Annotated in this window: 19 protein-coding genes; 8 read left to right on the forward strand and 11 right to left on the reverse strand. The window is 69.0% G+C overall.

The genetic code is table 11. From position 1 onward, the window contains the following. Positions 1-61: 61 nt before the first annotated feature. Entirely contained in the window at positions 62-202 is a 141-nt protein-coding gene (locus ABD912_RS22590; protein ID WP_345154590.1) for a hypothetical protein, read from the reverse strand. Between the two features lie 188 nt (positions 203-390). Next, positions 391-1,965, reverse strand: coding sequence for a sodium:solute symporter family protein (locus tag ABD912_RS22595; RefSeq protein ID WP_345154591.1), 1,575 nt, complete (start codon positions 1,963-1,965; stop codon positions 391-393). A 125-nt stretch (positions 1,966-2,090) separates the two neighbouring features. Between ABD912_RS22595 and ABD912_RS22600 the strand changes: the two genes are divergently transcribed. Beyond that, the gene (locus ABD912_RS22600) at positions 2,091-2,666 is read left to right on the forward strand and encodes a cupin domain-containing protein (RefSeq protein WP_345154592.1); all 576 of its coding nucleotides are present in this window, start codon (positions 2,091-2,093) and stop codon (positions 2,664-2,666) included. A gap of 41 nt (positions 2,667-2,707) precedes the next feature. Here the strand turns inward: ABD912_RS22600 and ABD912_RS22605 are convergent, their stop codons facing one another. Together ABD912_RS22605 and ABD912_RS22610 are read right to left on the reverse strand one after the other, a co-directional pair. Beyond that, on the reverse strand, positions 2,708-3,238 hold the full coding sequence (locus ABD912_RS22605; RefSeq protein ID WP_345154593.1) for a hypothetical protein: 531 nt from the start codon (positions 3,236-3,238) through the stop codon (positions 2,708-2,710). A 72-nt stretch (positions 3,239-3,310) separates the two neighbouring features. After that, positions 3,311-5,122, reverse strand: a complete 1,812-nt coding sequence (locus tag ABD912_RS22610; RefSeq protein WP_345154638.1) for an APC family permease — start codon at positions 5,120-5,122, stop codon at positions 3,311-3,313. 454 nt (positions 5,123-5,576) lie between these two features. On the opposite strand from ABD912_RS22610, the gene speB reads away from it, so the two are divergent. The 7 genes from speB to ABD912_RS22645 all read left to right on the forward strand — a co-directional run bounded on the left by speB (position 5,577) and on the right by ABD912_RS22645 (position 14,696). Beyond that, the gene (gene speB, locus ABD912_RS22615) at positions 5,577-6,593 is read left to right on the forward strand and encodes an agmatinase (RefSeq protein ID WP_345154596.1); all 1,017 of its coding nucleotides are present in this window, start codon (positions 5,577-5,579) and stop codon (positions 6,591-6,593) included. Continuing rightward, positions 6,594-8,402, forward strand: a complete 1,809-nt coding sequence (locus tag ABD912_RS22620; protein ID WP_425548132.1) for a thiamine pyrophosphate-binding protein — start codon at positions 6,594-6,596, stop codon at positions 8,400-8,402. 291 nt (positions 8,403-8,693) lie between these two features. Further along, positions 8,694-9,485, forward strand: coding sequence for a FadR/GntR family transcriptional regulator (locus ABD912_RS22625; RefSeq protein ID WP_345154598.1), 792 nt, complete (start codon positions 8,694-8,696; stop codon positions 9,483-9,485). After that, positions 9,482-10,198, forward strand: coding sequence for a cache domain-containing protein (locus ABD912_RS22630; protein WP_345154601.1), 717 nt, complete (start codon positions 9,482-9,484; stop codon positions 10,196-10,198). The genes ABD912_RS22625 and ABD912_RS22630 overlap by 4 nt, the downstream gene beginning before the upstream one ends. A gap of 272 nt (positions 10,199-10,470) precedes the next feature. Beyond that, a complete protein-coding gene (locus ABD912_RS22635; RefSeq protein WP_345154603.1) occupies positions 10,471-11,973 on the forward strand; it encodes an aldehyde dehydrogenase family protein in 1,503 nt (500 codons plus the stop codon). 139 nt (positions 11,974-12,112) lie between these two features. Further along, the gene (locus ABD912_RS22640) at positions 12,113-13,381 is read left to right on the forward strand and encodes a D-arabinono-1,4-lactone oxidase (RefSeq protein ID WP_345154605.1); all 1,269 of its coding nucleotides are present in this window, start codon (positions 12,113-12,115) and stop codon (positions 13,379-13,381) included. Between the two features lie 31 nt (positions 13,382-13,412). Beyond that, on the forward strand, positions 13,413-14,696 hold the full coding sequence (locus tag ABD912_RS22645; RefSeq protein WP_345154607.1) for an ethanolamine utilization protein EutH: 1,284 nt from the start codon (positions 13,413-13,415) through the stop codon (positions 14,694-14,696). Between the two features lie 395 nt (positions 14,697-15,091). Here ABD912_RS22645 and purU read toward each other — a convergent pair whose 3' ends face one another. From purU to glyA, 7 genes are read right to left on the reverse strand one after another with little or no spacing between them, the layout of a single operon-like run. Continuing rightward, positions 15,092-15,964 carry a formyltetrahydrofolate deformylase gene (gene purU / locus ABD912_RS22650; RefSeq protein WP_345154609.1) on the reverse strand — a complete coding sequence of 291 codons (873 nt, stop codon included), beginning with the start codon at positions 15,962-15,964 and terminating at the stop codon, positions 15,092-15,094. Positions 15,965-15,978: 14 nt separating this feature from the next. Continuing rightward, complete coding sequence (locus tag ABD912_RS22655) at positions 15,979-17,364, reverse strand: L-serine ammonia-lyase (RefSeq protein ID WP_345154611.1); 1,386 nt, start codon at positions 17,362-17,364, stop codon at positions 15,979-15,981. Beyond that, entirely contained in the window at positions 17,364-18,014 is a 651-nt protein-coding gene (locus ABD912_RS22660; RefSeq protein ID WP_345154612.1) for a sarcosine oxidase subunit gamma, read from the reverse strand. The genes ABD912_RS22655 and ABD912_RS22660 overlap by 1 nt, the downstream gene beginning before the upstream one ends. Further along, a complete protein-coding gene (locus tag ABD912_RS22665; RefSeq protein WP_345154615.1) occupies positions 18,007-20,916 on the reverse strand; it encodes a sarcosine oxidase subunit alpha family protein in 2,910 nt (969 codons plus the stop codon). The genes ABD912_RS22660 and ABD912_RS22665 overlap by 8 nt, the downstream gene beginning before the upstream one ends. Continuing rightward, positions 20,913-21,206: a sarcosine oxidase subunit delta gene (locus tag ABD912_RS22670; RefSeq protein ID WP_345154617.1), complete on the reverse strand. Its 294-nt coding sequence runs from the start codon at positions 21,204-21,206 to the stop codon at positions 20,913-20,915. The genes ABD912_RS22665 and ABD912_RS22670 overlap by 4 nt, the downstream gene beginning before the upstream one ends. An 11-nt stretch (positions 21,207-21,217) precedes the next feature. Beyond that, positions 21,218-22,435: a sarcosine oxidase subunit beta family protein gene (locus ABD912_RS22675; RefSeq protein WP_345154619.1), complete on the reverse strand. Its 1,218-nt coding sequence runs from the start codon at positions 22,433-22,435 to the stop codon at positions 21,218-21,220. Next, complete coding sequence (gene glyA / locus ABD912_RS22680; RefSeq protein WP_345154621.1) at positions 22,435-23,772, reverse strand: serine hydroxymethyltransferase; 1,338 nt, start codon at positions 23,770-23,772, stop codon at positions 22,435-22,437. The genes ABD912_RS22675 and glyA overlap by 1 nt, the downstream gene beginning before the upstream one ends. Positions 23,773-23,858: the final 86 nt, after the last annotated feature.

The raw sequence follows: 23,858 nt of genomic DNA on the forward strand, positions 1-23,858 counted from the left end.
TCGTCGTGCCCCGGAATCATCTTCCGGGGGCGCTGGTCCGATCGGCTCTGCCTGAACTGGTTTAGGGGTACGGCGAGCTTCGGACCGCGCCTGGCGGGCCGAAGGTCTCGTTCGCCCGGTCCGCGGCGGCGGTGCCGCCGTTGTGCTGGAGCCGGGTGGATTGCCGGGTCACGGTGGTGACCAGTATGTCGACAAGCCGCATACGCCCTGCGTGGCCGCGGGCGGTTCAGGAACTACTCCCCTTCAACCCTCAAGCATAGCCGCGGGCCCCGCGGAAGGAAAAACCGCGGCGTTCCGCGGGCCGGACCGGCGGCACCACAACACACGGCACCGCCCGCCCGCGGGTGCGGACGGGCGGTGCCGTGTGGACGGCGTGACTGTGTGTACCGATCAGGCCCGCTGTTCCAGCACGGCCCCGTCGTCCATGATGGGCGACCCGTCGGGGTTCCGGCCGGCGACGCGTGCGCTCCAGCCGGCGGCAACCTCCGGCCGCGTGGGCGGGGTGGCCAGGCTCGCGATGATGTAGACGGCGGCCGAGGCGGCGAGGCCGAAGTAGATCGGCTCGTTGGCGTAGACCCCGTCCAGGGGTGCCGCGGCGTTGATCTCCAGGTAGATCATGGTGCCGAGCGTCACCACGGTGCCGACGGCCATGGACAGTGCGGCGCCCACGCCGTTGCCCCGCTTCCAGACCAGGCCGCCCAGGATGGCCACCAGCAGGCCGCCGACGAGGATGTCGTAGGCGATGGTCAGGGCCGCGACGACGTCCTTGACCAGGATGGCCAGGACGATCGCGACGAGCCCCAAGGCCAGGACCCAGATGCGGTTGGCGCGGACGTCGTGTTCCGGGTTCCGGTCCGTGTTGACCTCGATGCGCCGTCCGAACCAGCTGGCCACGAACGGGGAAACGTCGGCGCGGGCAACGGTGGCGGCGGCGATGAGTGCCCCGGATGCGGTGGACATCATGGCGGCGACGGCCGCGGCGAGCACCAGCCCGCCGAGCGCGACGGGCAGCAGTTGGGTGGCCACCTCGGCGTAGACGACGTCCTTGCCCATGGAGGCGACATCGATCTCCGGCAGCGCGACGCGGGCGGCCATGCCGATCACGGCGCCGGCGATCCCGTAGAGGATGCAGTACACGCCGGCCGTGGAGCCGCCCCAGCGGGCGACCTGCGGGGTGCGGGCGGTGAAGACGCGCTGCCAGATGTCCTGGCCGATCAGCAGGCCCAGGGTGTAGACCACGAAGTACGTGATGATGGTCTGCACGCCGATGCCGTTCCACTGGAAGAAGGATTCCTCGACGCGTGCGCTGATGCCGGCGAAGCCGCCGGCCGCGTTCAGGGCGAACGGCAACATCAGGAAGAAGATGCCGATGGTCTTGATGACGAACTGCACCTGGTCGGCCAGCGTGATCGACCACATGCCGCCGACGGTCGAGTAGACCAGGACGATCGCCCCGCCGATGGCGATGGCGGCCCAGCGCTCCCAGCCGAAGAGGACCACGAAGATGGTGGCGTAGGCGCTGGTGGAGGTGGCGCAGAGCATCAGGGTGTAGGCCAGCATCACGATGCCCGAGGTGTTGGTGGCGTTGCGGCTGCCGTAGCGAAGGGTCAGCATCTGCGAGACGGTGTAGATCTTCAGCCGCTGCAGGGTGGGCGCGAAGAGCAGGCTGAGCAGCAGGACGCCGGCGCCGATGGCGATGACCAGCCAGGCCCCGGAGATGCCGAACTTGTAGCCGAGCCCGACGCCGCCGACGGTGGAGGCGCCCCCGAGCACGACGGCGGCCATGGTTCCGGTGTAGAGGAACGGGCCGAGCCTGCGGCCGGCCACGAGGTAGTCACTGGAGTTCTTGGTGCGGGACTTGCCCCACCAGCCGAACAGGAGCATCGCGACCAGGTAGACGATCACGATGCCCGCGTTGATGTAGTCCACGGGCGGGCCTTTCAGGGAGGAGACGGGCAGACTCATTTACCATTGGTAAACGTATGTTGCCCATTAGGCTAATGTGACTCAACTAACACGTCAACTTCCCCTAGGCTGGTGCCCAGCGGTCCGCCGTCCACCACCCGCCCTGCCGTCCGGAGAACCCAGCCATGAAGGTCCTGCCCGTCGAACCCAGCAACGCGCCGCTCGCGATCGGGGCGAAGATCCGCGCCGCGCGGCAGGCCCAGCGCATGACCATCGAACAGGTGGCCGAATCCACCGGGCTGACCAAGGGCTTCCTCTCGCGGGTCGAGCGCGACCTCACCTCCCCGTCCGTCGCCTCGCTGGTGACCCTGTGCCAGGTGCTGAGCCTGTCCATCGGCGACCTGTTCGCGCAGCCGGACACCCACCTGGTCCGGCTGGCCGAGGCCCCCCGCATCTCCCTCGGCGGGGAGGGGATCGTCGAGCGGCTGCTCACGGCCCGCTCCGAGCAGCGGCTGCAGGTGATCCGGGCCGTGATTGAGCCGCGTGGCGCCGGCGAGGCGGAACTGTACTCGGTGGACTGCGAGGTGGAGGTGCTGCACGTCGTCTCCGGCAGCTTCGTCCTGGTCCTGGCCAATGAGCGCCTGGAGCTGGAGGCCGGGGACTCGGTGACCTTCCCCGGCCGCGAACCGCATTCCTGGATCAACCCCGCCGACGAGGAGGCCGTGGTCCTCTGGGTCCTGGTGCCCGCGGCCTCGCGCTAGCAGGCCCTTCTGCCGGGGAAGCGAACCCGCCGCGGCAGGCCCTAACGCCGGAGCGCGGCGGGCCGGGGCAGGTCCAGGGCCTCCAGCAGGTCGCCGAGGAGCCGGTCCAGCTCGTAGCCGGCCTGCGTGACCTTGTTGATCCCGAAGCCTGCCAGTTGCGCTCCCGGCTGTTCGAATCCGACGACGGTCCGCCCGGTTCGCTCCTCATGCAGTTCGATCCGCATCGGGAAGTACAGCATGGTCGCCGGGCTGTGCCGGAACAGCCGTGCCTGCAGCGTCAGGCTGCCCACCAGGTATGTCGCGCTGGGGGTGTCGTTGCCCGCTGCGCGCATCAGGACGGTGGGTTCGTCGGACCAGAAGCGGCAGAGCCCGTATGGGGCGTTCCACTCGGCGCCCCGGCGGATCGCCTCCCACGCGTTTCCGCCCTCGGCTTCCCCGTGCAGCTCCGTCAGCGACACGGCCGGGACCAGTTCCTCGAAGCGCCGCCGCAGCAGTCCGAAGGGCGCGGTGGTCGAGATGGCGATCCGGCGTGCTGCGTGCTCGATGGTGGTGTCGTCGGCCTGGTAGCTCACGCGGATCACCCTAGACGATGTTCGCCGCTCCCTGCCCAGGGCAGGCGGGGAGCGGGTGGGGAACTGCCGAGCTCAGCCGACGTGCACCCAGGGCCGCCGCTGCAGGTTCGGTTCGGCCTCGCGCAGCACCTCGCGGGTCACCGGGGCGATCTCGCCCTGGCCGAGGAAGAGGAACTGCAGCAGGTTCCGCAGCGGGGAGCCCTCGGTCCAGCGGAAGTAGACGTGCGGCATGATGCCCAGCTCGTCGCGGATGTGCAGGCAGATCGCCGCGATGGCGGTGGGGACGGCCGGGGCCGTGGCCTCCAGGACGCCGTAGCCGTGCCGCTCGATGCCGCGCACCACCACGTCCTGGGCGAAGTCGGAGAAGTCCCCGACCCGGATCTCGATGAACAGGGTGGGGCTCTGCTGCGGCAGGTGGCTGGCCAGCCGGGCGTGCTCCAGCTTGTGCCGGTACCGCTCCGCGCTTAGCCGCAGCGGCTCGTGGGCGATCAGCCGGACCAGCCCGTCCTCCTCGGCCCCGCGCAGCAGCGCCACGGCCGCCGGATCCAGCCGGACCGTCGTGGCGCGCAGTTCGGTGGAGCGGTGGAACCGGGAGGCGAAGGAGACCAGGACGATCGCCAGGATGAAGAACCCAGCGATGCGCAGGCCGTCCGGGCGCTCGAACGAGTTCGCCACGGTTGTATAGAGGAACACCACGGAAGTGAGCGCGAACCCGACGGCCAGCCCCCACTGGCGCTTTCGCCGGGCGGAGAGGGTCACGGCGACCGCGGCGGAGGTGATCAGCACCAGCACGCCGGTGGCGTACGCGGCGCCCTGCGCGTCCACACTCGCCTCGAACAGCACCGTGACGACGACGGCGATGGACGCCAGTACCAGCGCCAGCGGCCGGTTGGCGCGTGCCCACTCGGGGGCCATGCCGAAGCGGGGCAGGTAGCGCGGGATCAGGTTCAGCATGCCCGCCATCGCGGAGGCCCCGGCGAACCACAGGATGCCGATGGTGGAGGCGTCGTACACGGTGCCGAAAACCTCGCCGAGCTGCTCGTGGGCCAGATAGGCCAGGGCACGCCCGTTCGCTTCGCCCCCGGGCTGCAGCTCATCCTCCGGGACCAGCCAGGTGACGGCAACGCTGGAGGCGATGAGGAAGGCACTCATGGTCAGCGCCGCCGTGGTCAGCAGCCGCTTGGCTCCCCGGATGCGGCCGGCGGGACGGGCCTCGGTGTCGCCGGGCCGGTGGCGGATCTGCGGCATAACGGCCACGCCGGTTTCGAACCCGGACAGGCCCAGGGCCAGTTTCGGGAACACCAGCAGGGCGACGGCGACCATGGCCAGCGGGCTGCCGTGGCTGGCAGTGAGTCCGGCCCACCAGTCTCCCGGGATGTACGGCTGGGCCGCGATGCGGGCCAGGCTGGAGGCGATGACCACCAGGTTCAGCGCCAGGTAGGTGAAGACCAGGAACACCGCCAGCCCCATCACCTCGTGGAAGCCGCGCAGGAACAGGGCCGTGAGCAGGGCCAGCAGGACCAGCGTGATGGCGACGTTCTGGCCCTCGAACCAGTGCGGCGCCAGCGGATTTTCGATCACGTGGGCGGTGGCGTCGGCGGCGGAGAGGGTGATGGTGATCATGAAGTCCGTGGCCGCAAAGCCCAGCAGCACCAGGACCAGGACCTTGCCCTTCCAGTGCGGCAGAAGGCGCTCCAGCATGGCGATGGAGCCTTGGCCGTGCGGGCTCTCCTCCGCGACCCTCCGGTACACCGGCAGCGCGGCGCAGAGGGTCACGATGACCAGGATGATCGTGGCTATGGGGGCCAGCGCCCCGGCGGCCAGGACCGCGATGGCCGGCTGGTAGCCCAGGGTGGAGAAGTAGTCGAGGCCGGACAGGCACATGACCTGCCACCAGTGGTGCCCGGGTGGGGTGGCGGGGGCTTGGGGCGCCGGGACTTCCGGGTGCTCCTCGCGTCCGACTTCCTCGTCCATGAGCCAGCGGCCGGCGCGGGCCCGCAGCGAGGCGGCGGTGCCCGCCCCACGGCGCGGGGCGACGGGGGAATTGATCACGAGAGGGAACGCTACTCCCTGGCGGGCGCCGGGAGGACCCCCGGGGGCGGCGAATCCCAGTATGGTTCGTCACAAAAAACGGAGGGGTGGAGGCGGCGCGGCCTTGACCGCCGGCCACCCAAGAAATAGCATGCAAGGCAACGGATGTTGCTTATCGGAAAACATACTTACCGGAAAACATGCGGCGGAGGTTCCCCTTTCCGGCGGCTCCTCCGCCCGCACCCTTCGTGCCACATCCCCCTACCATCCGCACCGCCATCTTCGGCGACGACTCCCAAGGAGCACCATGGAAGAGATCCGGCTAGAGGCCAACGGAAACATCGGTCCCATCGACTCCTCCCGCATCCCGCGCTTCGCCGGCGCCGCCACGTTCGCCCGCCTGCCGCGGCTGGACCAGTTGAAGGAGGCATCCATCAAGGTTGTGGGCGTGCCCTTCGACGCCGGGGTCTCCTACCGTCCGGGCGCCCGCTTCGGCGCCAGCCACGTGCGCGAGGCCTCGCGCCTGCTGCGTCCCTACAACCCGGCCCTGGACGTGAGCCCGTTCGAGCTGGTCCAGGTCGCGGACGCCGGCGACATGGCGGTGAACCCGTTCAACATCAACGAGGCCATCGAGACCGTCCAACAGAACGCGCTGGACCTCACGGCCGACGGCTCCTCGCTGGTGACCTTGGGCGGAGACCACACGATCGCGCTGCCGCTGCTGCGCGCGGCGGCCGAGCGCGCCGGCGAGCCCGTGGCGCTGCTGCACTTCGACGCCCACCTGGACACCTGGGACACCTACTTCGGGGCCGAGTACACGCACGGGACACCGTTCCGCCGGGCGGTGGAGGAGGGCATCCTGGATACCGAGGCGATCTCCCACGTGGGCACGCGCGGCCCGCTGTACGGGAAGAAGGACCTGGAGGATGACAAGCGCTTCGGGTTCGGCATCGTGACCAGCGCGGACGTCTACTACCAGGGGGTGGCGGAGATCGTGGCGAAGCTGCGCGACCGCATCGGCAACCGCCCGCTGTACGTCTCGGTGGACATCGACGTGCTGGACCCGGCGCACGCGCCGGGCACCGGCACGCCGGAGGCCGGCGGCATCACCAGCCGCGAACTGTTGGAGATCCTGCGCGGGCTGCGCGGGATGAACCTGGTTGGCGCCGACGTCGTCGAGGTCGCCCCGGCCTACGACCACGCCGAGCTCACCGGCGTCGCGGCCTCCCACGTGGCCTACGACCTGGTCACCCTCATGGCGGACCTGCGCTCCTCGCGCATCGGTGCCGAGGCGTCGCTCGCCGGACAGCGGAAGGACGCCTAGGTGGAAGGGAACCTCATGGAAGGAAACCTGGTGGAAGGAAACCTGGTGCAGGCGAAGGCAACCCCCGAAATCCCCGCCGACGCGCCGGCGTCGTCTACCCCGGCGCCGTCCTCCGGCCCGGACGCGGTCGGTGCCGCCCTGCCCACTGGCCGGAACGGCGGCGACCTGGTCGTCGAGACCCTCGCCGCCCTCGGCGCGAAGACCGTGTTCGGCATCCCCGGCCAGCATGCGCTGGGGCTGTTCGACGCGCTCTCGCGCTCGCCGCTGCGGTTCGTCTCCTCCCGGGTGGAAAACAACGCAGCGTTCTCCGCCGACGGGTACTCCCGCGCCACGAACGAGGTCGGCGTCCTCTTCCTCTCCACCGGCCCCGGCGCGCTGACCAGCCTCGCCGGCCTCCAGGAGGCCTACGCGACCGGCGTTCCGATGGTCGTGGTCGCCAGCCAGATCCCGCTCTCCGGGCTCGGCGCCCGCCGCAAGGGCATGCTGCACCAGCTCGATGACCAGAAGGCCTCCGCCGCCAACGTCACCAAGAGCCAGCGCACCGTCCACCACGCCTCCGGCATTCCCTCCGCCATCCAGGACGCCTGGGCGGACGCGATCACCATGCCGCAGGGCCCGGTGTGGGTCGAGGTGCCGCAGGACGTGCTGCTGGCCCCGGTGCTGGTGCCGCCGGTGGCCGACGCGCTCGCCGTGCCCTACGAGCACCCGCCCCGGGTGGAACTGGTCGAGGAGGCGGTGCGCTGGCTGGCCGCGGCCCGCCGCCCCGCCATCGTGGCCGGGGGAGGGGTGCGCCGGGCGCAGGCCCGGGACGCGCTGCTGCGGGTGGCCCAGAAGCTGCGCGCGCCCGTGGTCTGCTCGCCCGGCGGCAACGGCGCCTTCCCGTGGACGCACCCGCTGAGCCTGCAGTCCTGGGTGGAGGACCGGCACGTGACCGAGGTCCTGGAGGACGCCGACGTGCTGATCGTCGTCGGATCCTCGCTCGGGGAGGTCACCTCCAACTACTTCACGCTCGCCCCGCGCGGGCGGATGATCCAGATCGACGCCGAGCCGCGCGTGCTCGAATCCAACGTGCCGGCGCTGGGCATCCGCGCCGACGCCCGGGCGGCCCTCGAGGACCTGGACCGCGCGCTGGACACGCTCCCGGAGGAGGCCCGCGACGGCGCCGACTGGCACGGACAGGCCCCGGAGGCGGTGGTCGCCCAAACGCTGGCCAAGGTGAAGGCCCGGCTGGACGCGCAGGACCTCGGCAAGGAGCGGACGTTCATGGCGGACATCCGGGCCGCGGTGCCGGACGCCATGCAGACGTTCTGGGACATGACCATCTCCGCCTACTGGGCGTGGAGCTGCTGGGACGCGCGCGCCGGCGAGTTCCACTCCGCCCAGGGCGCCGGCGGGCTCGGCTTCGGCTACCCGGCGGCGATCGGCGGGGCCGTGGGACTGGCCGTTGCCGGGAACACCGGGATCGACGGCCGCGTCCTGGCGGTCTCCGGCGACGGGTCCGCGATGTACTCGATCGCCGAACTGGCCACCGCCAAGCAGCACAACGTGCCTGTCACCTGGCTGATCGTGGACGACGGCGGGTACGGGATCCTGCGCGAGTACATGGTCGGTGCGTTCGGCAAGGCCACGGCGACCGAACTGGCCCGCCCCGACTTCGTGGCGCTCGCCGAGTCCTTCGGGGTCCCCGCCCGGCGGGCCGCGCCCGAGGACGTGCGTGCCGCGCTGGAGGAGTCCTTCGCCGCGGACGGACCGAACGTCGTGGTCGTGGAGACGCTGCTGCGGATGTTCGCTCCGACGCATTTGGACTAGGGACCCTGCTGCCCCGCGCTTGCCGGGGATAGGCAAAAGGCCGCCCCGGGACGGAATCCGTCCCGGGGCGGCCGCGTGTCCCTGGTGCATCCGGAAGAGTGCTGCCGTCCTCCGTTGTTGCGTCGATTCCTCCCGTCTCGGCTGGCGTTTCGGGCACCTCGATGGCGACGAGGGCCGTGCGGCCGAGCTCGTGCGCACGCACGTGGACGGGTTCGAGATGGCGTGGTGCGATCGGCTCTGTTCGCGGCCTGACGACGCATTTCAGGCGACCGGCGCTGATAAGCTTCAAGCGTGAAGCGAGGATCAGGAGAAGACGCCACGGTTTCTTCTTCCGCCATCGATCTCTTGGTGCTCCTCAGGGGCAGCGAGCCCGAGGGTCTCGGCCGCGCAGAACAAGTCTCCTACCAGCTTGAGACCGCCATCATGATGGGGATCCTCGGCGAGGGCGACAGGCTGCCCCGGGAGTTGGTCCTGGCGTCCGAACTCGGCGTCTCTCCCGCCACCCTGAGAGAGTCCCTGTCCGCCCTACGCTCCAAGGGACTGATCGAGACCAGTCGGGGGCGCGGCGGAGGCAGCGTCGTGCTGGGCCAGCTGGAACCGTCCGGCGCCGAGGTCCGCCGGAGGCTGCGCACCACCAATACGGAAGAGCTGCGCGACTTAGGTGATCACTGCACTGCCATCGCCGCCATATCCGCAAAGTTGGCAGCGGAACGCGCCGACGACCGGAACGTCCAATACCTGGCCGGACTGGCCGAACGCTTTGAGAACAGCTCAAGCCCGCAGGAACGGCGCAGGGCCGACAGCCGGTTCCACGTCACTGTCGGGGTCGCCGCGCAGTCGAGTCGGCTCACCGCCGCGATGCTGCAGATCCAGGCTGAGCTGTCCGGTTTCATCTGGGCGGCCGACGAGTATGGATTCTCCGTGGCGGAGGCAAGCAGGCAGCATGCCCAAATCGTGGAAGGAATCGCCAAACACGATCCGGCGGCGGCGGCAGAAGCAGCGGAATCCCACAGTCGCAGCGAGACGGCACTGCTTATCGCGCAGCACCTTCAGCTGTTGGTGCAGTCCGAGGAGAGCGGATGACAACGGAACCTCTCTCCGATGTGCTGGGCCGAACCGCCGAAGCGGTGGCCTCCCGCATTGGGGGCCTTGTTGATGACCTCCAGGCAATCGAAGCACAGCTTGCTGCGGCAGTGGCCAAGATGGGGCATGTGCCGCGAAGGGCTGAATTATCCTTCCTCAAGCCCCTCTTCGAGGACCTGCTGGTGCGCAACGGCGGTCTCATTGACGGCGCCGGCATTGCCTACGAACCCGGCACCCTGGCCGACGTCGAGTACTGGCTTGACTGGTGGCGCATCCAAGCTACCGGCCATCCCAAGTTCATCCGTCATGACCTGAATCCCAGCTCCCTCAGGTACTACGACTACTCCGCCCGTGACTGGTTCAGGATTCCCAGGACCGCCGGCCACCCGGTAGCGATCGGGCCCTACATCGACATGGGTGGAATCAACGTCAATACCGTCACCCTTACGGCGCCCGCCCGGACAGTTCATGGAACCCATGTGCTTGGCTGCGATGTCTCCCTCTCCGCGTTGGAGACCATATTCATCAAGGCGGTGCGGACGCTTGATCCTACGGTGATCCTCGTGGGTCCGAATGCCAGAATCATCGCGTCGAACTCCCCGCTACTGGTTGTCGGCACTCTCGCCGACCTAACTAAAGCAGTGGTGAACCAGCCCCTGCTGCCGGCGAAGTATGAACAGCTTCCCTGGAATCTGGTCGTCGCCAACCACTAGCCGCTCCCGCGGCGATCCATGGCTTCGGACCGCACCCCGATCGAGTCGGCGAGCCGTATTCCGCCCACCCTTCGGCAGGAATCTGCTGCCCACTGAGCCGCTGCTCCCTGCCCGAGGGCGCTTCGACCCCCGGCCCCCCAATTGCGGCGAAACAAAAAGTTAACGCCCAGGGGTATTGAATTTAAGATCTGGGTTTGTATCTTTTAAGTGTGACAACAGCCACACGGCCGGAATCCGGTCAACCCGCTGCATATAACGGAGCTTGCACACTAATGAACGCCACCCTTACCACTGTCGTCATCCGCCGGGGCAACGGCGCCCCCCTCGTCGCGCCGGAAGAACTTCCGCCGCTGAACCACTTCATCGACGGAACCTTTGTCTCTGCGGCCGCTGCGGCCAGCACCGCAATCATCAATCCCAGCGACGGGTCGCTGATCTGCCGGGTGCCGGAAGGAACCGCGGGCGATGTGGACCTGTCCGTTGCGGCCGCCCGGAAGGCGCAGGCCGGGTGGGAGGCCACCACGCCCAAGGAGCGGTCAGAACTGCTGCTGCGCATCGCGGACCGGATCGAAGAGCACGCGGACGTGCTGGCCCGGATCGAATCCCTCAATGCCGGCAAGCCGCTGGCCACGTCCCAGGATGACGTTGCCGGCTCGGCGGACACTTTCCGGTTCATGGCCGGCGCCGGCCGGGCGCTGACCTCGATGGCGGCCTCCGACTATGCCCAGGGCCACCTCTCGATCATCCTCCGCGAGCCGGCAGGGGTCGTCGGGGTGGTTACCCCGTGGAACTACCCGCTGCTGATGGCGGCCTGGAAGATCGCCCCCATTCTGGCCGCCGGCAACTCCCTGATTCTCAAGCCTTCCGAGCAGACCCCCTTGACCACACTGAAGCTGGCCGAGATCATCGCCGATCTGCTGCCCGCCGGCGTGTTCAACGTCGTCACCGGTCTGGGGCCGGAGGTCGGCGCGCGCTTGGCCGATCACCCGGACATCGACCTGGTCGCCCTCACCGGCAGCGTCAACAGCGGCAAGGCCGTGGCCACCGCGGCCGGCAGCACGGTCAAGCGCGTCCACCTCGAGCTCGGCGGCAAGGCACCGGTCGTGATCTTCGCCGATGCCGATCTCGCCGCCGCTGCCGAATCGCTGCGCGCTGCCAGCTACTGGAACTCGGGCCAGGAATGCGGCGCCGCCTGCCGTGTCCTGGTCCACGAATCCGTGGCCGAGCGCTTCACCGAACTGCTCGTGGAACAGGTCGCCTCCTTCGTCATCGGAGATCCCACTGCCGGCGAGGACGTCGAGATCGGCCCGATGGTTTCCGAGGCCCATTTCCGCCGGGTATCGGGCTTCCTGGAGCGGGCCCGCGAAGCCGGCATCACAGCAGCCATCGGCGGCGGACCGCTGGAGGGTCCAGGCTTCTTTATCGCCCCCACCGTCCTGACCAACGTCCCTGCCGGGGCCGAGGTGGCACGGGATGAGATCTTCGGTCCGGTTGTCTCGATTGAAACCTTCACCGACGAGGACGACGCCATCGCACGGGCCAATGAGGTCCCCTACGGCCTCGCCGCCTCCGTATGGACCAAGGATTCAGCCTGCAGCCTCGATGTCCCGAAGAAGCTTCACTTCGGCACGGTCTGGGTCAATTCCCACCTCGTACTGGCAAGTGAAGTTCCCTGGGGCGGCTTCAAGGGCTCCGGCTACGGCCGGGATCTGTCCATCTATGCGCTGGAAGACTTCTCCCGCACCAAGCACGTGATGATCAACCACGGCCGCTAAGGCCGGGCGCCACACCAGCCCGTCCACCGACCGCACCGCGGCGCCCGCAAACGGGTGCAGCAGCGGCCCTTCCCTTACCGGTACCGGCCGGGACAGTCCCGGCCGGTACCGAACCCAACCCCACACCTAAGGATTTCCCATGCCCAATGCGCTCTACCCCGTCCCCCCGATTCCCCACGGCACCGAACAGAAGTGGACGAACTGGGGCGGAAACCAGTCCTGCACTCCGGCCTTCACCGTCCGTCCGAAGACGGAGCAGGAAGTTCTGGACACGGTCCGTTTCGCGATCAAGGAAGGGCTGCCCGTGCGCGCGGTGGGCGCCGGACACTCCTTCACACCGCTCGTGCAGACCGGCGGCATCCTGATGGACCTTGAAGGCCTCGCCGGCCTGACCGGTACCGACACCGACAAGAACCGTGTACGCATGTACGGCGGAACCCGCATCAGCGACGTCGGCGCCCCGCTCTGGGACAAGGGCCTTTCCCTGTCGAACCAGGGCGACATCGACAAGCAGGCCATCGCCGGCGCGATTTCCACCGGCACCCACGGCTCAGGCATCGACCTGGGCAGCTTCTCATCGGCACTGCGCTGGGCGAAGATCGTCAACGGCCATGGGGAAATCGTGGAGGTCGGCGAAGACCAGTTGCGTGAACTCAAGGCGGCCCAGGTTGCCTTGGGCACCCTGGGCATCTTCCTGGAAGTCGAACTGCAGGCCTCACCGGCCTACCACATCGTCGAGGAAATCACCTACCCGTTGTGGGACGACGTGGAACGGAACTGGGAAGAGAACATCCGCAACAACCGCCACTACTCCTTCATCTGGTGCCAGGAAGAAGGCTCAGCCGAACTCTATGAACTCCCCACCCCCAAGGGCGAGTCCATGGTCAACCGCACTTACACAAAGAAGTACCGTGCGGCGAATCTCGACGAAGCCACTGAACTCTCCAGCGTTGAAGGCGCCCGCAAGGACCGTGCCTACAACATCTACGCCGGCGGATACATGATCCCGTTCCACGAACTGGAGTACTACGTTCCGGCCGAACAGGGCCTGGAAGCCGTCAAGGCGGTGCAGAACCTGCTGCAGACTACCCACAAGGACCAGAAGTACCCGCTGGAAGTCCGCTGGGTGAAGGGCGACGAGGGCTACATCTCGCCCTTCTACAAGCGCGATACCACCGTGCTCTCCGTCTCCGGCGCTCCCGGCACCGACTACTGGCCCTACCTGCGCGACCTCGATGCGCTGCTGGAAGACTTCGATGCCCGCCCGCACTGGGGCAAGATCCACTTCATGACCCGCGAACGCATGCAGCGGCACTTCCCCGAATACGACACCTTTGTCCAGGTCCGCCGGGAATTCGACCCCAACGGAGTCTTCCTCAACGACCACACCCGCGCCCTTGTGGGCTAGGCCGGCCTAAGCACCGGACAGGAGTCGAGCCATGGAAGTTATCGGACAGGTCATCATCTACATCATGATGGCGTTCGTGCTCATCGGTGCCGTCGCCGCGGTCATCGATGATGAAAGGGGGCTGGGACGGGAATTCAAGGAAGGCATCTACTCGATCGGGGTCATCTTCCTGCCGGTGGCGGGAATCATGGTCTTCATGCCCTATCTGACGGCCTTCGTTACGCAGTTCCTGGGGCCAATCTACGCATGGTTCCATGCGGACCCGTCACTGGCGGCCACCACGATCATCGCCGGGGACATGGGCGGCTACCAGCTGGCTTCGGAGACAGCCGGTAGCCACGGGGCGTGGATGATGGCGTTTGCCACCAGCCTCACGGCCGGCGCCACCATCCTCTACAGCATCCCGGTTGGCCTGGCCATGCTGGACAAGAGGGACCACAAGTACATGGCCCTCGGTTTCATGGCAGGCCTGCTCACGATTCCGGTTGCGGTGTTCGTGACCACGCTGATGCTCCAGGTGACGGGTACGCCCTTGCGCACCGAAGTGTCCACCGATGCGGCTTCGACCCAGCCCTTCGGCCTGCCCTGGAGCGAGATTTTCCTCAACCTCATTCCATTGGCGATCGTTGTAACGGCGTTGGCCGTGGGACTGAAATTCTTCACCGGCTTCATGGTGCGGGTGTTCATTGTCTTCGGCCGCATCGTGGACGGGGTGATCAAGATCGGCCTCGCGGTCTCGATCGTGGAGTACTTCACCGGCTTCTTCTCGGGCCTTCTCGGAGGCTGGGGCCTGCACCCGTTCATTGCGGACGCCGAAAACCAGTTCAGGGCGCTGGAGATTGCCGGGTACGTGGGCATCATGCTGGCCGGGGCGTTCCCGCTGGTCTATGCCATCAAGACCTGGCTGGCCAAGCCGCTCAGTGCGGCCGGAGCCCGCTTCGGCTTCACCGAAGAAGGGGCAGCCGGCGTGGTGGCAGGGGCCGTGAACATTCAGGCAATGTTCCGGCTAATCAAGACCATGCCCCCGCGGGACAAGGTGCTGTGCACGGCTTTCAGCGTCTGCGCGGCGTTCTCGTTTGGAGACCACCTGGCCTTCATCGCCAACTTCCAGCCCAACATGGTCTTCCCCTTCATCGTGGGGAAGGTCTCGGCAGGCATCATCGCGATGCTGCTGGCGGTATGGCTCTCGCTGCCTCAAACCCGCAAGCTTGAGGCCGAAGACCGGACGAATGGAACCATTCGCCCTGACGAGTACAGCGCGCCCGCCTTCCGGCGGCAGCCGGATAACCAAGACAGCGAGTCGGCGCTCGTTTAGGAAAAACCGCCGTGCATGTGGTGGTGGCTGCAAGGGCAGCCACCACCACATGCACGTGTCCCTCCGGATTGTCGGGACCGGGGCCTGGCCCGGCACGTTTCTCCGAATCAGGGCGAAGGAGGACTCCCTTCTGCATTGCCTTCGCAAGTTCCGGCCCGTCCCACCGACCCTCGTAGGAGGTTGGTTGGCCAGTTACCCCGGACGAACGCGTTGGAACGGAACTAAGGCTGTGACCCGAGCGGACCACGGTACGGCGGCGGTCCCTAAGGCCGATCGCGTGCCCCCCAGGCCGCCACGACCAAGGACGCCTACCTCAACTGGATCGATGGAGTATCCGATGATCCGCTTGGAGTAGGCGTCCTTGATCGCATATCTGGGCTTGCCGGCGGGCGCTCCTAGCGCAGCACGACGGTGCGGCTGCCGTTGAGGAAGACCCTGCCCTGGCAGTGCCACTTCACCGCGTTGGAGAGCGCCTTGCACTCTGTGTCGCGGCCGGCGGCCACCAGGTCTTCCGGACCGAACGTGTGGTCCACCTCCACCACCTGCTGGGCGATGATCGGCCCCTCGTCGAGCTCGCTGTTGACGTAGTGTGCGGTGGCCCCCACGGTCTTCACCCCGCGCTCGAACGCCTGGTGGTACGGCTTGGCGCCCTTGAACGAGGGCAGGAACGAGTGGTGGATGTTGATCGCCCGCCCGCTGAGCTGGCGGGTCAGGTCGTCGGAGAGCACCTGCATGTAACGGGCGAGGACCACCAGGTCGATCTCGAACCGGTCCACCAGGTCCAGCAGCTTCGCCTCGGCCTCCGGCTTGGTCTCGGCGGTCACCGGGACGTGGAAGAAGGGGATGCCGTGCCACTCGACCAGCTGGCGGTGGTCGGGGTGGTTGGAGACCACCGCGGCGATCTCCACCGGCAGCTCGCCGATGCGGGCGCGGAAGAGCAGGTCGTTGAGGCAGTGCCCGAACTTGGAGACCATCACCAGCACCCGCCGCTTCGCCCCCTCGGGGCGCAGTTCCCAGGTGGCCCCGAGGTCCCCGCCGAGGGCCTCGAAGTCCGCCCGCAGGGCCGCCTCGCGGCCCTGCGGCAGCTCGCTGGCGCCGGTGGAAAAGGCCAGCCGCAGGAAGTAGCGGCCGGAGAGGGCGTCGTCGTACTGCTTAAGCTCAAGGATGTCCCCGCCGTGCTTGAGCAGCACCCCGGTCACCGCGTGCACGATCCCCGGCTGCTCCGCGCAGGCGAGCGTGAGGACAAACCGTCCGGCCGTGTTCTCCATGGTCATTCCTTCCTTCAGCACTCGACGACGTTGACGGCCAAGCCGCCGCGCGAGGTTTCCTTGTACTTGGACTTCATGTCCGCGCCGGTCTGGCGCATGGTGTTGATCGCCTGGTCCAGGCTCACCCGGTGGTCGCCGTCGCCGGCCATGGCCAGCCGGGCCGCGTTGATGGCCTTGACCGAGGCGATCGCGTTGCGTTCGATGCACGGAACCTGGACCAGCCCGCCGACGGGGTCGCAGGTCAGGCCGAGGTTGTGCTCGATCCCGATCTCCGCGGCGTTTTCCACCTGCTCCGGGGTTCCGCCGAGCACCGCGCACAGCGCCCCGGCGGCCATCGAGCACGCCGACCCGACCTCGCCCTGGCAGCCGACCTCGGCACCGGAGATGGAGGCGTTGCGCTTGAACAGCGAGCCGATCGCCCCGGCGGTGAGCAGGAAGTCCACCACCTGGTCCTCGTTGGCACCCCTGACGAAGCGGGTGTAGTAGTGCAGCACCGCCGGGATGATGCCGGCCGCCCCGTTGGTCGGGGCGGTGACGATCCGACCGCCGGAGGCGTTCTCCTCGTTCACCGCCAGCGCGTACAGGTTCACCCACTCCATCGCCCACAGCGGGTCTTCGACGGTCCGCGCCGCCTCCTGCTCGCGCAGGCGCCGGCGCAGTTCCGGGGCGCGACGGCGGACCTTGAGGCCGCCGGGCAGCGTCGACTCGGTGCGGGTGCAGCCGTTCTCCACGCATTCGCGCATGACTTCCCAGATCCGCAGCAGTTCGGCGCGCAGCGTCGCCTCGCTGTGCCGGGTGAGCTCGTTGGCAAGCATGACCCCGGCGATGGACAGCCCGGTCTCCCGGCACCGCTGGAGCAGCTCGGCGCCGGAGGCGAAGGGGTACGGCTCCGCCGGCCCCTCCTCCCCGCCCGCCGGAGCGGACGCCTCGTCGGCGGCGACGACGAACCCGCCGCCGACCGAGTAGTAGTCGCGTTCGGCCAGGACCGCTCCGTCGTGCCCGAAGAGGGACAGCCGCATCCCGTTCGGGTGTCCGGGCAGGGACCGGCGGCGGTGCAGCACCACGTCGCGGGAGCGGTCGAACGCCACCTCGTGCTCCCCGCCCAGGGTGAGCTTGCCGGAGGCCGCGGCCCCGGCCACGATCCCGGGGGCGGCGACGGTGTCGACGCTCTCCGGGTCGTGGCCGGCCAGTCCCAGGACCACCGCGGCATCGGAGCCGTGCCCGATCCCGGTCGCACCGAGGGAGCCGAAGAGTTCGGCCTTGACGCGTGCGGCGGAGGTGAGCAGGCCGGCGTCGGCCAGCTCGGCGGTGAACCGCCGGGCTGCCCGCATCGGCCCCACCGTGTGGGAAGAGGAGGGACCGATGCCGACGGAGAAGAGGTCCAGGACGCTGAGGGCCATTACCGGACCTCTTCCCCCGAGAACTCGGACATGGCATCGAGCAGCCAGCGCACCAGGTAGTCCGCGAAGGAGGCCCGCGGGTACAGCCGGTACCCGCGCTCGGAGGTGCGGTGCAGCACCACCGGGACCGGTCCGACCTGGGTGGAGACCGCGGTGTTCACCGGGAACGAGCGCGGGTGCAGGTCCGCGTGGCATCCCTTCTCCAGCACCAGGCGGGCGCTGGCGCCGGAGAGTTCCAGGATGGTCCGGTTGGCGGAGAGGTCCACCGCCTGTCCGGGCAGCCCGGCCAGCGCCGCGGCGGAGGCGTCGGCCGCGCCGGGGGCCTGGCGCCGGGACACGTCCACGGCCAGGAACTCGTCCGGGCCCAGCCACAGCACGTGCGCCGCGGCCGGGTCGCCGGTGATCTGGCCGTACCCGGCGGGCAGCGGCAGGCCGAGCACTGCCTCGAGCGCCGCGGCGGAGGCCGAACCCGGCTCCGCGCGCAGGCCCAGCTGGACCGCGAAGGCGACCTCTCGCAGTGCCACCGAACGCTCACCGGACACCGTCGCGGCGGCCATGGCCTCGGCCAGGTGGGCTGCCGGAGAGGTGCGCAGCGCCTCGAGGCCGGCGGGGGTGGAGGTGGATGCGTGGGTCAGGGTGTTCTCAGCCATCGCGACGGCTCCCTTCGGGGTCGTAGAGGACGGGGGACGTGATTTCGACGTCGACCAGCTGGTCGCCCAGCGGGGCCTGGATGACCTCGCCGATCCGGTTGCGGCCGTTCTCCACCAGGGCCAGGCCGAAGGGGCGGCCCAGGGCGGCGGAGAGGTAGGAGGAGGTGACGTAGCCGAGCATCGGCACCGGTGCCTCCTGCGGGGTGATCGGAGTACCGGCGGCCACCAGCTGGGCGCCCTCGGGCAGCCGGGTGGTGCGGTCCACCGGGAGCACGCCGACCAGGTGCTTGCGGTCCGTGCGGGCCGTGTCCTGGCGGACGTAGGAGCGCTTGCCGATGAACTCCTTGGCCTTGGAGACCACCCAGTCCATGCCAGCGTCCTGCGGGGTGACCGTGCCGTCGGTGTCCTGGCCGACGATGATGAAGCCCTTCTCGGCGCGCAGCACGTGCATGGTCTCGGTGCCGTACGGGGTGATGTTGAACTCCGCGCCGGCCTCGGCGACGGCCTCCCAGACGGTGAGGCCGTAGAAGGCCTCCACGTTGATCTCGAAGGCCAGTTCGCCGGAGAAGGAGATCCGGCAGATCCGCGCCGGGATCCCGTTGGCCAGCGTGGTTTCGCGGAAGGCCATGAACGGGAAGGCGTCGTTGGACAGGTCCACTTCGGGGGCCAGCTTGGCGATGACCGCGCGGGACTTCGGCCCGACGACGGCCACGGTGCTCCACTGCTCGGTGACGGAGGTGCACACCACGTCCAGTTCCGGCCACTCGGTCTGGTGCCACTCCTCCAGCCAGTCCAGCACCTTGGCCGCGCCGCCGGTGGTGGTGGTCATGAAGAAGCGTTCCTCGTCCAGGCGCAGGGTCACGCCGTCGTCGTACACCATGCCGTCCGGGGTGCACATCACGCCGTAGCGGGCCATGCCGGGGGCGAGCTTCTTGAACGCGTTCGTGTAGATGCGGTTGAGGAACTCGCCGGCGTCGGTGCCGCGGATCTCGATCTTGCCCAGCGTGGTGGCGTCCATGAAGCCCACGGACTCGCGCACGGCGGCGCATTCGCGCAGCACTGCGGTGTCCATGTCCTCGCCGGGGGCCGGGTAGTACCAGGGGCGCTTCCACTGGCCGACGTCCTCGAAGAGGGCGCCGTGGGAGACGTGCCACGGGTGGATCGAGGTGACGCGGGCGGGGTCGAACAGCTCACCGCGCTGGCGTCCGGCCAGTGCGGTGAAGGCGACCGGCGTGAACGGGGCCCGGAACGTGGTGGTGCCGATCTGTCCCAGGTCCTCGTTGTTCAGCGCCGCGCCGATCACGCCGATGACGTTGACGCCGCTGGTCTTGCCCTGGTCGTTGGCGGTGGAGATGGAGGTGTAGCGCTTGACGTGCTCCACCGAACGCATACCCGCGCCGGTGGAACGCAGCACGTCGGCGACCGTCTGGTCGCGCTGCAGGTCCACGAAGTGGGTGCGCCACTCGCGCGGCTCGCCGGCCAGCCCGGGCACCAGCCAGAGCGGGCGGACCGTGCCGGAGGCGTCGGCCGGGGCCGCGGGAACCACCAGCGGAGCCGAGCGGCCGGTGAGCTGCGCGGCGCGGTGGCCCGCCGCCGCGCCCTCGGCGAGGGCCTGGTGCAGCGAGTAGGAGCCGTTGACGGCGCCGGCGGTCTGCTGGTTGGCCACCGGGGCGGACGGCACGAAGCCGGCGACCGACTCGTTCCAGGCGAGCTTGCCCTGGCGCTGGCTGTGCAGGTGGACCACCGGGGAGAAGCCGCCGGAGACCGCGAGCAGGTCCGCCGCGACGGTCTCGACCTCGCCGGCGAGCGCGCCGGCGTCGTCGATCCGGCTGATCGTGACCGAACTGATCCGGCCCGCCGTGCCGCTGCCTTCGGTGTCCACGACGGCCGCGCCGAAGACGCCGCGCGTTCCGGTGGCCTCCAGGACCGCGGCGGCGGTGGCGGACGGGGCGGGACGGGAGTCCACGACGACGGCGACGCCCAGGCCGGCCGCGTGCAGGTCCTCGACCAGCGCGTAGGCCGAGTCGTTGGTGGTGGCGACGGCGATGTTGGAGCCGGCGGCCACGGCGTAGCGGTTCAGGTAGGAGCGCACCGCGCCGGCGAGCATGATGCCGGGCCGGTCGTTGTTGGCGAAGACGATCGGGCGCTCGTGGGCGCCGGTGGCGAGGACCACCTGGGCGGCGCGCACGTGCCAGATCCGCTGGCGGGAGACGCCGCGGCGCTCCCGGGCCGGCAGGTGGTCGGTGCGGTGCTGGACGGCGATCACGTAGTTGGAGTCGTAGCTGCCGAAGGCGGAGGTTCGCGGCAGGTAGGTGAACTCCTCGGCGTGGGCCAGGCGGGCCATGGTGTTGGCCACCCAGTCGCGGGCGTCGACGTCGTCGATCGATTCCCCGCGGGTGGAGAGCAGCGAGCCGCCGGGGGTCGGCTGGTCGTCCATCAGGATGGTCCGGGCGCCGGTCTTCGCGGCCTCGCGGGCCGCGGCCAGGCCGGCCGGACCGGCGCCGATGACCAGCACGTCGGCGTGGACGTACTTGCGGTCGTAGACGGCCTCGTCCTTGCGCGGGTCCAGGGTGCCCAGGCCGCGCAGGTAGGTCGCCTCGAGGCCCTCGGTGATTTCCGTGGTGGTGGCCGGCAGCATCGACTCGTCGACGTGCCCGGGGAAGCGGGACTTCACCGTGACCAGGGCGTTGGCCTCCTCGACGCCGGCGCTCAGGACGCCGCGGGGGCGGCCCAGGTACATCGAGGTGCCGCAGTCGACGCGGCCGGCGGAGATGAGGGCGCTGGCGATGGTGTCGCCGGCGAAGCCGGTGTAGACGAGTCCGTCGACGCTGAAGGACACCTCGCGGGTGCGGTCGATGCCGTGGCCGGTGGCGCGCTCTGCGCCCAGGCGTGCGGTGCTCACTTGGTTCCTCCTTCGGCGAGGGCCGGCCGGGGCTCGCCCATGCGGTAGATGGCCTTGAATTCGTAGGTGACGGTGTCGCGCACGGCGTTGAACCACTTGCGGCATCCGGTGCTGTGCTGCCAGCGTTCGGCGAAGAGCCCCTTGGGGTTCTCGCGGTAGAAGAGGTACTCGGCCCATTCGCGGTCGGTCAGCGCGTTGGGGTCCTCGGGGTAGGCGACGTGGGCCTGGCCGCCGTAGTGGAACTCGGTCTCGTCGCGCGGACCGCAGTTGGGGCATTCGATGAGCAGCATGGCTGTCCTTCCTAGTGCGCGACGGCGGCGGCGCCGTGTTCGTCGATGAGGTGGCCGGTTTCGAAGCGATCCAGCGCGAACGGCGCGTTCAGCGGGTGGGCCTCGCCGGTGGCGATGGTGTGGGCGAAGGTGTACCCGGCGCCCGGGGTGCCCTTGAAACCGCCGGTGCCCCAGCCGCAGTTGACGTAGAGTTCGTCGATCGGGGTGGTGGAGACGATCGGGGAGGCGTCCAGGGTGGTGTCCACGATGCCGCCCCAGGTGCGCAGCAGGTGCGCCCGGGCGAAGATCGGGAAGAGCTCGACGGCGGCTGCCATCTGCTCCTCGATCACGTGGAACGCGCCGCGCTGGCCGTAGCCGTTGTAGGAGTCGATGCCCGCTCCCATGACCAGCTCGCCCTTGTGGGCCTGGGACACGTACACGTGGACGTGGTTGGACATCACCACGGTGGGGTGCACCGGCTCGAAGAGCTCGGAGACCAGGGCCTGCAGCGGGTGGGACTGGATCGGCAGCCGGAACCCGGCGAGGTCGGCCAGGACCGAGGAGTGACCGGCGGCGTTCAGGCCCACCTTGCCGGCGTTGATGCGGCCGCGGCTGGTTTCCACGCCCACCACCCGGTTGCCGTCCTTGATGAACCCGGTGACCTCGCAGTTCTGGATGATGTCCACGCCCATCTCGTCGCACTTGCGGGCGAAGGCCCAGGCGACGTGGTCGTGCTTGGCGATGCCGGCGCGCGGCTGGTAGGTCGCGCCCATCACGGGGTAGCGGATGTCGTCGCCGATGTTGATGATCGGGCACAGTTCCTTGACCTGCTCCGGGGTGAGCCACTCGGCGTCGACCCCGTTGAGGACGTTGGCGTTGACCCGGCGCATGCTCTCGCGCACGTCCCCGAGGGTGTGCGCCAGGTTCATCACGCCGCGCTGGGAGAAGAGGAAGTCGTACTCCAGCTCCTCCGGCAGCTGCTCCCACAGCTTCAGCGAGTGCTCGTAGATCCCTGCGGACTCGTCCCACAGGTAGTTGGAGCGGATGATCGTGGTGTTGCGGGCCATGTTGCCGCCGGCCAGCCAGCCGCGCTCCAGCACGGCGATGTTGGTCAGGCCGTGGTTCTTGGCCAGGTAGTAGGCGGTGGCCAGGCCGTGCCCGCCGCCGCCGACGATGACGGCGTCGTAGGAGGGCTTCGGGTCCGGGTTGTGCCAGAGGAAATCCGGGTGCTCGGGCAGCAGATCGGCCATTACTGGGCTCCCATCGGGGCGAGGTTCGGGTAGAGGGGGTGGGCCGCGGCGAGCGCCTCGACGCGGGCCTTGAGGGCGGACAGGGTCTCCGGGTCGGCGACGCCTTCGGTGGTGCCGGCGATGAGGGCCTCGGCGATGATGTCGGCGACCTCGGTGAAGGCCTCTTCGCCGAAGCCGCGGGTGGCCAGGGCGGGGGTGCCAATGCGCAGGCCGGAGGTGACCATCGGCGGGCGCGGGTCGAACGGGACCGCGTTGCGGTTGATGGTGATGTCGATGGCGGCGAGCAGGTCCTCGCCCTGCTGGCCGTCCAGGGTGGAGGCGCGCAGGTCCACCAGGACCAGGTGCACGTCCGTGCCGCCGGTCAGGACGGTGATGCCGCGGGCGGCCACGTCGGGGCGGGAGAGCCGTTCGGCCAGGATCCGGGCGCCGGCCAGGGTGCGTTCCTGGCGCTCGCGGAATCCGTCGGTCGCGGCGATCTTGAAGGCCACGGCCTTGCCGGCGATGACGTGCTCCAGCGGGCCGCCCTGCTGGCCGGGGAAGACGGCGGAGTTGATCTTCTTGGCGATGTCGGCGTCGTTGCTCAGGATGATGCCGCCGCGCGGACCGGCGAGGGTCTTGTGGGTGGTGGAGGTGACCACGTGGGCGTGCGGGACCGGGGAGGGGTGCAGGCCGGTGGCAACCAGGCCGGCGAAGTGCGCCATGTCCACCATGAAGTAGGCTCCGACCTCGTCCGCGATCGCGCGGAAGCGGGCGAAGTCCAGCTGCCGCGGGTAGGCGGACCAGCCGGCGATGATCAGCTGCGGACGGTGCTCGCGGGCCAGCCGCTCGACCTCGTCCATGTCCACGGTGTGGTTCACCTCGTCCACGCCGTAGGGGACGATGTTGTAGAGGCGGCCGGAGAAGTTGATCTTCATGCCGTGGGTCAGGTGGCCGCCGTGGGCCAGGTTCAACCCGAGCACCGTGTCGCCGGGCTTGATGAGGGCGTGCATGACCGAAGCGTTCGCCTGGGCGCCGGAGTGCGGCTGCACGTTGGCGAACTCCGCACCGAAGAGGGCCTTGACGCGCTCGATCGCGAGCGTTTCGATGGCGTCCACGTGCTCGCAGCCGCCGTAGTAGCGCTTGCCCGGGTAGCCCTCGGCGTACTTGTTGGTCAGGACGGAGCCCTGGGCCTGCATGACGGCGGCCGCGGTGTGGTTCTCCGAGGCGATCATCTCCAGCCCATCGCGCTGACGGGCGAGTTCGGCGTCGATGTGCGCCGCAACCTCGGGATCCAGCTCGGCCAGGGGAGCGGCCAGTTCGGCCGGTGTTCCGGTGGCGCTCACGGCGATCTGCGTCATGGGTTTCCTCCTCGTTGATCTTTTGTCGACCACTGATATATCAATGTGAGATCAAGAGTATGATGGGGTTCACACACCGTCAAGAC

It is taken from the genome of Arthrobacter ginkgonis, from assembly GCF_039540195.1.
In the GTDB taxonomy this organism is placed as follows: domain Bacteria; phylum Actinomycetota; class Actinomycetes; order Actinomycetales; family Micrococcaceae; genus Zafaria; species Zafaria ginkgonis.

Bases quoted from the DNA above. Each gene is read 5' to 3' on its own strand.
- purU (WP_345154609.1), bottom strand. From the start codon at position 15,964: ATGGAGAACACGGCCGGACGGTTTGTCCTCACGCTCGCCTGCGCGGAG.
- ABD912_RS22660 (WP_345154612.1), bottom strand. From the start codon at position 18,014: ATGGCTGAGAACACCCTGACCCACGCATCCACCTCCACCCCCGCCGGC.
- ABD912_RS22645 (WP_345154607.1), top strand. From the start codon at position 13,413: ATGGAAGTTATCGGACAGGTCATCATCTACATCATGATGGCGTTCGTG.
- ABD912_RS22640 (WP_345154605.1), top strand. From the start codon at position 12,113: ATGCCCAATGCGCTCTACCCCGTCCCCCCGATTCCCCACGGCACCGAA.
- glyA (WP_345154621.1), bottom strand. From the start codon at position 23,772: ATGACGCAGATCGCCGTGAGCGCCACCGGAACACCGGCCGAACTGGCC.
- ABD912_RS22675 (WP_345154619.1), bottom strand. From the start codon at position 22,435: ATGGCCGATCTGCTGCCCGAGCACCCGGATTTCCTCTGGCACAACCCG.
- ABD912_RS22590 (WP_345154590.1), bottom strand. From the start codon at position 202: ATGCGGCTTGTCGACATACTGGTCACCACCGTGACCCGGCAATCCACC.
- ABD912_RS22610 (WP_345154638.1), bottom strand. From the start codon at position 5,122: ATGTGCCTGTCCGGCCTCGACTACTTCTCCACCCTGGGCTACCAGCCG.
- ABD912_RS22600 (WP_345154592.1), top strand. From the start codon at position 2,091: ATGAAGGTCCTGCCCGTCGAACCCAGCAACGCGCCGCTCGCGATCGGG.
- ABD912_RS22655 (WP_345154611.1), bottom strand. From the start codon at position 17,364: ATGGCCCTCAGCGTCCTGGACCTCTTCTCCGTCGGCATCGGTCCCTCC.
- ABD912_RS22630 (WP_345154601.1), top strand. From the start codon at position 9,482: ATGACAACGGAACCTCTCTCCGATGTGCTGGGCCGAACCGCCGAAGCG.
- ABD912_RS22635 (WP_345154603.1), top strand. From the start codon at position 10,471: ATGAACGCCACCCTTACCACTGTCGTCATCCGCCGGGGCAACGGCGCC.
- ABD912_RS22595 (WP_345154591.1), bottom strand. From the start codon at position 1,965: ATGAGTCTGCCCGTCTCCTCCCTGAAAGGCCCGCCCGTGGACTACATC.
- ABD912_RS22670 (WP_345154617.1), bottom strand. From the start codon at position 21,206: ATGCTGCTCATCGAATGCCCCAACTGCGGTCCGCGCGACGAGACCGAG.
- speB (WP_345154596.1), top strand. From the start codon at position 5,577: ATGGAAGAGATCCGGCTAGAGGCCAACGGAAACATCGGTCCCATCGAC.